Consider the following 13,394-nt stretch of genomic DNA (forward strand, 5'->3'; position numbering starts at 1 on the left):
TCCTAATCCTTTCTAATCTCATAGACATAGAGAAGCAAGGCTAACTCTGCTTCTTTTCTATCCTTATCATCCTTATTTGTGTACCAAGAATAGAATAAATTCTTAAATGTTTTAAATTTATCCCTGTCTGTTTCCCGCGTCAATTCTTCAAGTCGTGTTAAATAATAAGCTAAACGTGCCATATTCATACGATCATGATTTCGAAGCAATTCAATCAATTTATAAATGAAATTCTTACCTCGTTCATCTTGGTGATTAAAGAAATAACGAATCTGCTCTAACTTGTCGTCGTAAACATTCGTGATAAACTGGTCAAATTTAAAGGTATAGTCTGAACTAAATAGAGAAATACTATCTTTCTCATTGCCTTTAGCTGCTTCTTCTAGCTCCCCTGTTTGATGTGCCATCAAGCTAATAGGGGTCTTATCGGCAAATAGACCGATACCAGCTGAGAGTGTTAGTTTTCCATTTGTCCATTTAATGAAGTTCTGACGAAGTTCAACAGTAAAGGAAATAATATCTTGCCAAGAGCCAATAGCAAAAACATCGTCCCCACCGGCATAAATGATAGAGAGCTTCTTATCACTAGCAAACTGGTTAATATAAACCTTGAAGAAAAGACTCATGCTTCGAGAAAAAGTGGCTGATCGTGATAAGGTACTATATTGCCCATTTCCCTGTTGAGAGAAGCCGGCCATAAAAGCAGCTCCCAAATCATCCACGTCAAGACGTACAACAGCTAAACGTTTAATACCTAACCCATTTTCGTTTTTAGATAAGGCAGCATAATTGTAAATTTCATCACACTGGTAATCTCCAACAAAAACATGGGTTGCCTTGACCGTACCAGCCTTATAGTCATTTTTGACATAGACACGGGAAAAATCTTCTTGGCTTAGCTTTTCAAATGCAATACCTTTAAGAAAGGCATTAGGACCAATAGGAAGCCCTTCATTTTCAGTGATAATGAAATGGTCATGGGCAATCTCTTTAGAAAACTGATACAAGCTTCGACAAATGTCACACACTTTTTGGTCATGATAAGAAACTAAATTCTCAACAGAATGACAAATCTCGCACTCTCTTTCAGAAGATTTACCGCCCCTGTTCAATAACATAAGGGTTTGATAATCATACCTTGAGATTTTTTTCTCAGAAATCATGCGACTAGCCTTTTGGTAGACCTGTCTATAGCTTTCAGGTGAGTTCAGTTCGCTCATGATATCTTTAGCCGCAAAGCTTCCCCATCCAAAGGCAACATATAATCTGGTTTGGAAATTAGCCAATAAAAATTGATTGAAATCTTTTTCAAACTGAACGAGTGTTTCTACTGTTTTTTCAGTATTAGCTAGGACAAAGTAAGCGTGTCCCCCACCGACATAGAGCAAGTTAGCTCGATTAAGACCTAGTTTATCAAGTAAACTATCTGCTATATACTCACTCATAAAGTCAAGATACAAAGATCTAGCCTTCAATTGCTTAGCAGCACCACTCGTCGCTATATTGTAGATGAAGTCTTGAATTCCTGATAAGTCAAAGCTAGCGAGGAGAAAAGCTTCTTCCTCATAAAAAGCTGATGCTTTAGTAAATAAGTCCTCTTTATAGTTATGACGACCTTTATCTTCCAAGTAATCATAGATAGCCAAAGCAAAAGCTGCCGTCAAACGACTATGCTCAGCAAGTGAAATATCAGCGATTTCCTTAGTATTTGTTGAGGATGGCACAAAAGAGAGGGTTGCTTCGAACAGATTTAACAAAGAATCAATTTGTGCTTGGTTAAACTCAAATTCTGCCAATTCATTTTTGATACGAGTCGCAATCGCCGCATAATCACCTTTTGAGAAGGGTTCATAGGTTGCCGACGCAAAGTTAGGTTCAGATTTCAAGTTTAGAACCGTCGGTTTAAAGTAGCGTTTATCCGTTTGCGCTCCAAAAACATTAAAAATATCAGCCTGGTTTGTATAAGTATCCCAAATCTTAGCTGATGCATCCTCATCGCTCTCCTCATTTGACTGTCTTCTGTCAACACCAGAAGCAATGTTATCAGCGATATAAGTTATGTAAGCGAGATGGTCATTTCCAAGTTTATCACTCTGGTAGTTAGCCATGTGATATCTAATTTGATCGGAAATAACCTGATTATCAGCAATCTCATCAAACCAATCCGCGCCCACCAAGGCGTGTTTTTTTCGTTCTCCTGTCGCCCTTTGAATGACCTTTCCGATATCATGCAAAAGAGCTCCGTAAAATAAATCAATCTTTTCTTTCTTCAAGCTTTATCCCTCCCATACCGAGACTCGTTTTCATGCCAAGACCTGAATATTCACCGAATGTTAGAAGCATTTTGACATAAGCTTTTAGAGTTTGAGCGCCTTGGACTTTAAAGGTTAACTTTCCCCTAAAGGCAGGGATTCGTTGCCCGTGCACCCTGAAATAACTGGTCTCCAAGCGATAATTCGTGATAGTGCTGTGTTCAGATAGGTAATCTAAGGTATCCTCTTCAATTTCAGGCTGATTTTCAACCAACCTTCCATACTTTTGCATCAAACTTTGAAAAATCAAACGCATAGTCGGGAAAATGACGTAAGAACCTTGAGATTTGAAACCTGTTGGAGTCTCAAAAATGATTGAAAAATAGGTTTGATTGTCCTCACTATTGAAAATCTCTAAGAGTTTATCTGCTCCCAACTCCTGAATCTCAACTTTTTCGACACTGAGCTTAGGCAGGTCGTTTAAGGACACCTCTTTAATCTGTAATAAGGTCATAAAAACTTTATCCTCGAGGTCATCTGTGAGCAGATGTACGACCCACTGCGTGTTTTCTTTCCCTTGGATTACCTTGGTCGCATAGGGATTTGTTTGCTGCTGATGCAGATAATCAACATAGTCACTATCCAATTGCTCCATCAAGAAGCCATGAAATTTTACAGCCAAATCTTGTGCAGGATGGTCGATCCTTTTAAAAGTAAATACTAATTTTTTCATTCGACTCCTTCATCTTTGTATGAAAAAACCCCAAAAGCTGAAAGTACTTTTCACCTCATTGGGGCGCCCTTAATGTGCTTTTAGTCTAACACTTTCTGGAAGCGGTGTCAAGACTATTTTCAAAATTTTCAAAAAAGTCCCCTCTCGAGGTATATAGGTTTATATCAGATTATGCTGAGGGTCGTCAGGTAGCTCCGTATGGTTACCGTCCCCTTGCGAGGTGATAGCTTTGTATCAGGAAAATTATGTATACCGTAAAAAATAAAAGAGTATTACCGTCCCTCTCGAGGTAAATAGGTTTATATCGCGTAACTGAATGAAGTATATCTTTCACTAATACTGAGTTTCCGTCCCCTCTCGAGGTAAATAGGTTTATATCAAACTGATAAATTCTGGTGGACGGTTTATGAAGCTATGAATTTCCGTCCCCTCGCGAGGTGGATAGGTTTATATCAGCCGAAGAGCTCAAACGACAAGAAGCGTTTATTAGTGGTTTCCGTCCCCTCGCGAGGTACATAGGTTTATATCGATGGTTTCAATGATTATCGTGATGAATACAACAGTTACCGTCCCTTCTCGAGGTAGATAGGTTTATATCTCACTCAGTCAGATATTTTGACAGCATCATTTGATCGTTTACGTCCCCTCTCGAGGTAAACAGGTTTATATCAAACATCTAAAATTACAACACTTTCAGCAATCGCGTTTCCGTCCCCTTTCGAGGTATATAGGTTTATATCAAAAGAGGAAACTGCCATGAGTAGCTATGTTGTCGCGTTACCGTCCCCTCTCGAAGTATATAGGTTTATATCAAACTTATAAGTATAACAAAGGTACTTTCAGAAGATTGTTTCCGTCCCCTCTCGAGGTGGATAGGTTTATATCAGGAAAATTATGAAACGTAATGCTGAATTTGAGGTGTTTCCGTCCCCTCGCGAGGTGAATAGGTTTATATCTTCTAGTTGGGAAGAACAAGGCGTGTCAGTATTTTAGTTTCCGTCCCCTCTCGAGGTGGATAGGTTTATATCAAACAAAGGCAATTATTAAGAGCTATTATCTTATATGTGTTTCCGTCCTCTCGCGAGGCATATAGGTTTATATTGGTCAAAACAGACGATCATATATCTATGCCTATAAAACTGTTTCCGTCCCCTCGCGAGGTATATAGGTTTATATCCTTCATTGAATGGAAAACTAGAAACAGATTCAAATAGGTTTCCGTCCCCTCGCGAGGTGAATAGGCTTATATCCGTCAAGTTTTGAACAACGCTGTCCTTTCTGATACTTGGTTTCCGTCCCCTCCCGAGATAGATAGGCTTATAACATGGTATTGATTGGATGGTTAGTAGCGTCATCATTGTTACCGTCCTCTCTTGAGGTAAATAGGTTTATATCCAACCTAAAATGATGAAGATTGATAATCGATTTGGACGGTTTCCGTCCCCTCTCGAGGTAAATAGGTTTATATCAGACGAAGAAGAAATTGAACACTCAGGAGTAGATATGAGTTACCGTCCCCTCTCGAGGTGAATAGGTTTATATCACAACGACAGCCAGTTGGAGATGAGGTGTACAACGAGTTACCGTCCCCTCTCGAGGTGAATAGGTTTATACCAAATCTTATGAATAATGTCGTTTTGTCTGGTCGTTTGTTACCGTCCCCTCGCGAGGTAAATAGGTTTATATCTGTTTTTCAGGAGGTAGCAAAATGAAATTTGCTAACGTTTCCGTCCCCTCGCGAGGTAGATAGTTTTATATCGATCACACTAAGCCAAGTGATGTTGTGATCTCGACTCCGTTTCCGTCCCTCGCGAGGTAAATAGGTTTATATCGTAGATGATTTCATTTCTGATTTAAAGAAAGAATCTGTTTCCGTCCCCTCTCGAGGTAAATAGGCTTATATCTCAAGGTATGTGGATTATTAGTGCAATAATAATGAAGTTTCCGTCCCCTTGCGAGGTATATATGTTTATATCAAGGTCATTAACAAACGTATCGATGGCGACAAGTTTTAGTTACCGTCCTCTCTCGAGGTATGTAGGTTTATATCGCTAACAAGCAACTCATTACACTCACTAAAGATGCTCTGTTTCCGTCCCCTCTCGAGGTAGATAGGTTTATATCGAAAGCACAATTGTCTCATATTGAGGACCTGGGCAAAGTTTCCGTCCCCTCTCGAGGTAAATAGGTTTATATCAGAATATAAAAGAATATCAATAACTAATAAAATGTTTCCGTCCCCTCTCGAGGTATATAGGTTTATATCAAACAATTATCAACAAGGCAGTCAAAGAAGGGTTTGTTTCCGTCCCCTCTCGAGGTATATAGGTTTATATCCCCATATCTTGTGCACTAGACAGCTGCTAGCGACACAAGATGTAGGACCCACTGGAAACACTATCTCTATTGTACCATATGATTGCAGGCCTATAAAGGCTTAGAAGAAGAGAATGTCATCTAATTTTTCAGCACTATTGTAGGGACTAAAACTGGTCACCTCTTCTTTGGTTGTCACATATACGATTATACTGTCTTCTTCATCAGCCTTGTAGAAACTCTCGATATCCTTAAGGAGAGACTGATAGTCATTTCTTGACAGGTCGACCTCGAAACAGGATTTTTGCACCCTCACGCCATAACCCTCAAGTAATTTGGAGAGTTTAAGTCTACGTTTGTTACTTCGGATATCATAAATAATCAGACAAAACATGGTTTTTTGTCTCGCAAAGTCACGTTCTTCTTCACTGAGATTAAAGTAAAGTCCCATTAATGCCCTCCTGTGTAACTTGTCTCATAAAGACTAGGGTCAAGTTCTCTAAAAGCCCTAATCAAACTCTTGATTTGCCTATCAGCTGTATAGAGAAAAGAATAGCGTTTTTTATCTAATTCGATATACTGATGGACTTCTAGGATTCTTGAACGTAGCGCTCTTGCAAAGATTTCTCTCCCTTCATCAGTGAGTATGAAGTCTTGATCCTTGTTTTCAAAATGACTTAAAAGAAGTTTACCATTTCGTATCAACTCCATCAGTGTGTTATCGACGATGATAGGTCTCCATTCTTCCATTAAATCACTGGCCAAGGTCGCATGATGCTGATGATGCTTGTGAATTACCCCAAACCCCAAGCTTAGCCCGTTTTTCTTAATCAGCCCCATAAAGCACGAATATAAGATACTATAGCCAAAATTGAGGGCACTGTTAAAACAATCCTCCGAAGGCCGTCTACTCCTACCATTAAAATGAAAATCATCAGGGACCAGTAAATTCAGATAGTAAAAATAGGATTTCGCAAGGCGACCTTCGTAACCCATAATTTCAGTAATGGAATAAGCTTTCTGAATATCAGTGATACTATCTTCAAACCTAGAATAATCTAAGGTATCCAGTAGTCCATCCGTATCAAACTCTCTAAGCAAGGCAATTTGATGCCTTACCTTGGTCCTAGCAATACTCCTTGCAACCTCTAAACGGAAATCCTCTTCAAAATAAGCTTTGGCTTGCAACTCTTGCTTTTGGAATTCGTCCTGCCTGTGGGATTCAATACTAGAAATAAATTGACCAACATTTGAGAAATAGTAAACATTCACCTTGTTCTTTGATAAAGCTTTGATGAGTTGGGTGGTCAGTTGTGCATTACCAAAAAGTAACACATTATCAAGGAGTGAGATGGACACTTCTTTGATAATCTCTTTATTATCATTTTTTATGATAATTCTTTGTTCAGATAAGGACAGGTAATAATTCGATCTTTGAATATATAAATCACTCATAAGCTACCTCTGGGTATTTTATGGCATATATTATATCACCACAATTCTAATCGTCAATATATTCTAATGTTTTATATAAAAAAACGAAGCCCTAACCATAGGACTTCGACTTTTATTTATAGTAGTGAGGTTGCTTTCCCTATTTCCCCAACAACTCTGTTCGAACTTCTTTGCGCAAGTCTTCGAGTGTTGTGATACCGTACTTGTCCATGACCTCAGGGAGGCGGTCAATGATTTTAGGGCAGGCATAGGGATCTGCGAAGTTGGCTGTTCCGACACCAATAGCTGAGGCACCAGCGATGAACATTTCGATAGCCGCTTCAGCACTGTCGACGCCACCCATACCGATGATTGGAAGGTCTGACGCTAGAGCAACTTGGCGGATAAGTTTAAGGGCTACTGGAAAGACGGCTGGGCCTGACATACCACCTTGCCCATTGGCAATGATAGGTTTGCGAGTAGCCAAGTCATAGCGTGTTCCGACCAAGGTGTTAATCATGGTGAAACCTGTCGCACCGGCATCTTCGACGGCCTTGGCAACACTTGTGATATCAGCCACGCTTGGTGTCAGTTTGACATAGACTGGCACATCAGAGTGAGAGACACTAGCTTTTACTGCCGCATAGGCAAGCTCTGGAACTTGTCCGATGAGGAGGCCGTTATTGCCATGGTCCACGTTTGGACAAGAGATATTGAGCTCAATAGCATTAACGTTGCTGGCTTTGGAAATCTTGTGAGAAACTTCCGCATATTCTTCGTTTGAAAATCCAGCCACATTGGCAATGATTGGAAGCTCAGGATAATGCTCCTGCAACCAAGGGAGTTTTTCAGACATGACAGCATCTACACCTGGGTTTTGCAAGCCAATGGCATTAAGCATGCCTGATGGAGTTTCTGCCACGCGGGGCGTTGGATTACCAAAACGAGGGTTGGCGGTCGTAGCCTTAATCATAATTGACCCTAGTTTATCCAAATCATAATACTTGGCATACTCTTGACCAAAACCAAAGCAACCTGAGGCTGGAATAATAGGATTTTTCAAGTCGAGCCCTGGAAGGCTAATAGCTAAACGATTTTCTGATTTAATCTCTGACATGGTAACCTCCTAGACGATGACTTTTCCAGTAGGAAAGACTGGACCTTCTTCGCAAACACGAAGATTTTTGGCGTCCGACTCTCCTTTAACGTGAACCACACAGGCATAGCAAGCACCCATACCACAAGCCATGCGGGCTTCCATAGAAACATAGGCGTGAGGGTGATTTTCAAACTTGCTATCGACATATTTAAGCATGCCTGGAGCTCCGCAACTGTAAACGGCATCTGGTGTCCAGTCGAAACCATCAATAACTGTCGAAACGTAACCCTTGATACCGTATGAACCGTCATCGGTCGTCACATAGACATCACCACAAGCCCTGAGTTTATCCTCCAAGATGACGGCATCCTTATTGGCAAAACCAATGACTGATATAACTTCAACTCCCTTAGCCTTCAACTGCTTGGCCGTCTCAACCAAAGGCGGTACACCAATACCACCACCAACAAGGAGGGCTTTCTGCCCTGCCTCAATAACAGAAATATCAAAACCATTTCCTTGAGGGCCCATGGTATCAATGGTTTGACCAGCTACCATCTTAGATAGAATAGCTGTACCCTCACGCTCCACACGATAAACAATGGTTGCCTCATTCTTGTCATAGTCAATCTCTGAAATGGAAATCGGACGACGAAGGAGCTTACTTGGGTCTGGTACCTTGAGATGAACGAACTGACCAACCTTCATATCCGCAACCATCTCTCCCTTAAGCACCATTTCGAAAATACGAGGTGCAATCTCACGCTGACTCACAATGGTTAAATCTTCAACTAATATCATGACAACCCTTTCTAAACTGCAAAATGTCATCAAAAAAACCTCGCCACATGGCAAGGTCGCACAAAAAATCACAGGAGAACCCTGTTTTTTCACCTGTCCGACCTTTCAAGCCTCTCTGGACTCATTTAAAGGTTATTTTGTGATTATTATAACCGTTTTCAAGGCGAATGTCAAAGGAGAAAAGAAAAAACCAAAGCTCATAAAACTAAGCTAAGGTCTCTCCAGCCTATAACTAGGCCCTCTGTTTGATACGTTCTCTATCATCTCATAGGGGAACATGAATTATCAACATTCCTAACAATAGGTGTCAGAGTTCTTGAACAAGAGTCTTAAATAAGATTATTTAAACAATCTGTCGTAAACCATAGTATGAGCCAACTGTTGACCATCGCCACCCAACAAATCAACCAAGGCGTAAGCAAAGGCTAGGGCTGTTCCAGCTCCACGGCTAGTGACAATATTGCCGTCAACAACCACCAAGTCAGTTTGATGCTCGCCAGATGCAATTTGTTCCTCAACACCTGGGAAACATGTGAATTTACGCCCTTCAAGCAAGCCAGCACGTTCGAGAACAATTGGTGCCGCACAAATGGCAGCAACATATTTTCCAGCTTTTGCAGCCTCTTGAAGAGAGGCAATCAAAGTTTCGTTGTCGCGTAGATTAGTTGATCCAGGCATACCTCCAGGAAGGACCACCAAGTCATAATCCGCAAAATTGCCATCAAATACGCCATCAATAGCGACTTGGATTCCATGTGAGCCAGTTACTGACGCACTTTCAAGTCCAAGCATGCTACAGTCAAATCCTGCTCGGCGGAAGACATCCACTGGGCTCAAGGCTTCGATTTCTTCAAATCCGTCCGCAAATACTACTGCTACTTTTGTCATGAAATACCTCCATTTTACTTATCGCATGATTCTATTACGCCTTAAATTATAGCAGTTTTAGAAGCAGGAAACAAACTATAAAAACGGACTTTGAGCATAAAAAAAGACAGCACAAGGACTGTCTTTGTCATTTTATCTAAACAAACTTGCTAGGATCCACAAGAGATAAATATGGGCTGGGTAGAAAATATAGAAGAAATTCTTGTTACCACTACCACGCTCACCGTTATATAAATACATAGGAATCGCAGCAAAAACCATCATCCACTGCACACCTGTCGGATCAAAGAGATGGGCAATCACTGAAATAACAGCTAAGACAATGATTTGAGCGATGCGATTGGTTCGGAAGATATAGAATAGCAAACCAAGAATAACCATCACAAATCCACCCTCAACCATGATAATACTTGGAACTAGTGACAAGATAAAGGCAACAATCTGCACAAGGAGTGGGTTTGCATGTGGCGTTTCAAATATATCTGCAAGAATCACAACTGGAATAGATGAAAGAATCGGCAAGAGAAAGACACCAATCCCTTGAATTAACTCCTTGTTCGATTTATCGCGAAGCCCCTTAGCCAACAAATCCCAAGAACATATAAAAATCCCTGTAATAAAGAAGGTTGAAAAAGCATTATTCATCAAACCAATATCACCATTATGAAAGAGACTACCAATGATGGTGTTACCAATGGTCATGAACCAACTCATGTAAAGGAGACGTCTAAGGTAGGCCATTCGGTCATGAGTATAATGGAAACTATCTGCAGCTAGAAAGAGGAAAATTGGAAAAACTAAACGCCCTAACATAGTCAACCATATAGGTGCCCCCATACTCCCGAACATCTGATAGATTTGGTCCAAAAACATAAGTGCAACAGCTAGGTATTTTAAATTAGTCGCATTGCATATCTTTTTTATATCGTTCATTTAATGCTCCTTTAATTTTCAGCATATTAAATGATACCACAAGTCAAATATAAATTCAAAGGTATTCATGGAAAGAGATTAAGGTATTTCGAGGAGGTGGTAGTATCAAATCCATATCAAGTTTAAAATTCGACTTCTACTCAAATTAGAGGCCCATTTACCTAAACAGTCTTTTACAAAAGGTTTCATAAGCTTAGTTTTAAGTCAATTGATTTTGGAAGATTATTTTTTCAATTTCAATTCTTATTAGTTCTTTTTCATAAATCCCCAACATTAAACTATCGTCATTATTCAGTTCATTTTCAATTTCATTTAAATATGTATCCAATGTAAATTTATTTTCTTTGAGATAACTTAATAAAGAAAATTTAAACCTTGATTTAAATTTTTTTTCATTAACAAGTTCTAAATAATATTTCCCTTTCCCTTCTGGCAATTTTAAAGTAAAAAACTTTAGGAGAGATCCATAGAAGCTATAATTATTATTCTTGAAAAGATTAACCATAAATTTTTGTTCAAAATCACAGCTTTTATCCTCTCTTATTGAATGTAAAAGTTGTTCAAACATTAAAAGTGAACGTAAAGTTAACTTTCCTAACATATAAATGGAGAGTAATCCCATATTTTCCATCAGGAAATATCTCATTGTTGAATTCAAAGTATCAAAATTACAAGCATCGTGAGAGAAAATACTAGGTGTTATAGAAAGTCCTTTTAAATACTGTTTCATTAATTCAGCATTTTTCCAGCTTTCTTTCAACTTTACTTCTCTAAAAATATATTTTTGAGTTGAACATATATTTTGTACTAGAATTAGTTTTAATGTAGGAATGCTTTTGAAATCTTCAAGAAACTTATCATCAATAGTTTCCACATTCTTTGTCTCATATACCTTTTCTAGGACTTCATCTTTGACATAATTAACATATTTAACTTTACTAATTATTGAAACCAAATCCATATAAAATTCTCTTCTTTCAGTCTCATTATTGTAAGGTTTAAGAACTGCAGATAGAATTTCTTTGTAGTATTCAACATTGGTATCCCAGTTCTTGCTGTCAGGACGTAATAATTGGAATAGTGCAAATGCTGCACGATATTTTGCGGACATCGTCTTTACTAATGCTAACAAATTGTTATTATTAGCATTTTTACTATCCTCATAGGATAAACTCTCAGTTAGGTAATCAAAACAAATTTTTGAATAACCAAGTTTATTATAGTAGTCCGAAATATGTATATTTCCCAAAGAATCTAATCTAAATTCAGGTTCTCTTAGATTAGGAAGATATACATCTGAAAAATTATTTGTAACTTTATATTTATTAAAAAGAATTTTCCAGACTTCCTCTTTATACTCATCATAATAGTCCCTAACTCTATTACGTTTAACAAAACATTTTTCTTTTTCGGAAAAATAGAAAGAAATTCTTAATATGTTTGAGGATAAAGAAAAATCAATCATATCATTTTTAGAATCGATATCAATCTCATAGAGATTAGAGGAATAATATATTACTATTCTTTTAATTTTCTTAAAGTTTTCTCTAGAAATCTCGAGATTAGAATTAGAGATTGATTTATTTATCTGAAATAATCGATCTGGATCTTTTATTCCTTTTATTTCCCAAAAAAGATTATCAATATACTTTTGGGAAATATTATCTTGAATTAAATCAACTAACTGAGAAAATGTTGCACTATTTTTAGACAATTCCGATAGTTTTTTGAACATGTAAATATGTATATTATTAATTTTATATTTATAGGACATTGGTTCTTTTATTTTATTGTTAACCTCTACTCCATAAATTGACTTTGTATTAGATAGAGGTATCGTTTTAAAACTATGTTCACTTTCTATCCAACTCGAACTTTTTTTAATCAATTTATCAAATATATAAGTATCTACCTGGTATATTGAAGAAACAAAAGATAGTAATTCATCACCTTCAAAATCAATTTTAGATATTAAATCGTATTTTTTTTCAATAAAATACTTATAATTAGTAATATCTTCACCTTCAAATTTTTCCAATTTGTCAATAAGTCCAAATTTATCGACGTTTAAGTAAATAATATTTAAAAATAAAAACTTGTCTTTTTTATTTTCAATGTTAGATAATTCTATTTTGACTTGTTTAAAATAACTTTCTATAGCTTTAGAGTGAAATTTTTTCTTGACTAAACTATCTAAATATTTGTTATATCTATTTTTAATATCTGACTCTATAACTTCTTTTAAACCTACATCAGTCTTTTTATTAATAAATATAGTTATTTGCGCAACCTTCAAACTAAATTTCAAAAGAAAAATAAACAAAATCAATAGAAATCCAATTATTGCCTGCCAAATATACTGATAATTGATATTTGTATTTGGATTAATCTTAAACAGGATAGGAATAATGATTGTAACTAATAAAGAGCAAAAAAATTCCCAACTATTTGTTAGATGGTACCAAGCATTCCTCTTTGTTAAGAAATCCATTTTTTGATACCCTAAGTAAGCTCCATTTTCTTTATTATTATAACCAACCATAAATTGTAGGAAACCAATATAAACTCCATAACTTGCCCAAATTGTTAAAATAAGAGAATATAAAGCTACTAAATCTAATTCTTTTTTATCAAGTTGAACAAACAAAATTTTATACTGATTTGATATCCAATAGATATAACTTACAATAAACAAAAATAATAAATGAGAAATTTTTTTAATTTTACCACTAGATATTTGTTCATCTATGAAGATTGAAAACCTAAACAAACAAGACTTCAAAATTAAGTATAGTACTATGATGATTACTGGTGAATAAACTAAAAATTGTTCGAACAAAAGAAGCACCTCTTTTTCATTTTGAATGATAATGTTACTATATTTGTTTCTTAATACTAACAACAAATATAATTATGAAAATCTTTTTATTAAAACAAA

At 37.1% G+C, this 13,394-nt stretch carries 9 protein-coding genes; all 9 read right to left on the reverse strand.

Annotated features, from left to right (window positions below):
• Positions 1-2 precede the first annotated feature (2 nt).
• The 9 genes from cas10 to HMPREF1519_RS06755 all read right to left on the reverse strand — a co-directional run bounded on the left by cas10 (position 3) and on the right by HMPREF1519_RS06755 (position 13,304).
• Entirely contained in the window at positions 3-2,273 is a 2,271-nt protein-coding gene (cas10, locus tag HMPREF1519_RS06715; RefSeq protein ID WP_037611607.1) for a type III-A CRISPR-associated protein Cas10/Csm1, read from the reverse strand.
• Complete coding sequence (gene cas6 / locus HMPREF1519_RS06720) at positions 2,254-2,985, reverse strand: CRISPR-associated endoribonuclease Cas6 (protein ID WP_037611609.1); 732 nt, start codon at positions 2,983-2,985, stop codon at positions 2,254-2,256. The genes cas10 and cas6 overlap by 20 nt, the downstream gene beginning before the upstream one ends.
• A 2,437-nt stretch (positions 2,986-5,422) precedes the next feature.
• The gene (gene cas2 / locus HMPREF1519_RS06725; protein ID WP_037611610.1) at positions 5,423-5,752 is read right to left on the reverse strand and encodes a CRISPR-associated endonuclease Cas2; all 330 of its coding nucleotides are present in this window, start codon (positions 5,750-5,752) and stop codon (positions 5,423-5,425) included.
• Positions 5,752-6,756: a CRISPR-associated endonuclease Cas1 gene (gene cas1, locus HMPREF1519_RS06730; RefSeq protein ID WP_037611611.1), complete on the reverse strand. Its 1,005-nt coding sequence runs from the start codon at positions 6,754-6,756 to the stop codon at positions 5,752-5,754. Before cas1 ends, cas2 begins: the two co-directional genes overlap by 1 nt.
• Positions 6,757-6,895: 139 nt before the next feature.
• On the reverse strand, positions 6,896-7,852 hold the full coding sequence (locus HMPREF1519_RS06735) for a dihydroorotate dehydrogenase (protein WP_037611613.1): 957 nt from the start codon (positions 7,850-7,852) through the stop codon (positions 6,896-6,898).
• A gap of 9 nt (positions 7,853-7,861) precedes the next feature.
• On the reverse strand, positions 7,862-8,635 hold the full coding sequence (locus HMPREF1519_RS06740) for a dihydroorotate dehydrogenase electron transfer subunit (RefSeq protein WP_037603246.1): 774 nt from the start codon (positions 8,633-8,635) through the stop codon (positions 7,862-7,864).
• Positions 8,636-8,974: 339 nt separating this feature from the next.
• Positions 8,975-9,523: a DJ-1 family glyoxalase III gene (locus tag HMPREF1519_RS06745; protein ID WP_037611614.1), complete on the reverse strand. Its 549-nt coding sequence runs from the start codon at positions 9,521-9,523 to the stop codon at positions 8,975-8,977.
• Between the two features lie 132 nt (positions 9,524-9,655).
• Entirely contained in the window at positions 9,656-10,456 is an 801-nt protein-coding gene (locus HMPREF1519_RS06750; RefSeq protein ID WP_037611615.1) for a TraX family protein, read from the reverse strand.
• 199 nt (positions 10,457-10,655) lie between these two features.
• On the reverse strand, positions 10,656-13,304 hold the full coding sequence (locus HMPREF1519_RS06755) for a hypothetical protein (protein WP_225998770.1): 2,649 nt from the start codon (positions 13,302-13,304) through the stop codon (positions 10,656-10,658).
• Positions 13,305-13,394: the final 90 nt, after the last annotated feature.

The sequence above is a fragment of the Streptococcus sp. SR4 genome, from assembly GCF_000517725.1.
In the GTDB taxonomy this organism is placed as follows: Bacteria; Bacillota; Bacilli; order Lactobacillales; family Streptococcaceae; genus Streptococcus; species Streptococcus salivarius_F.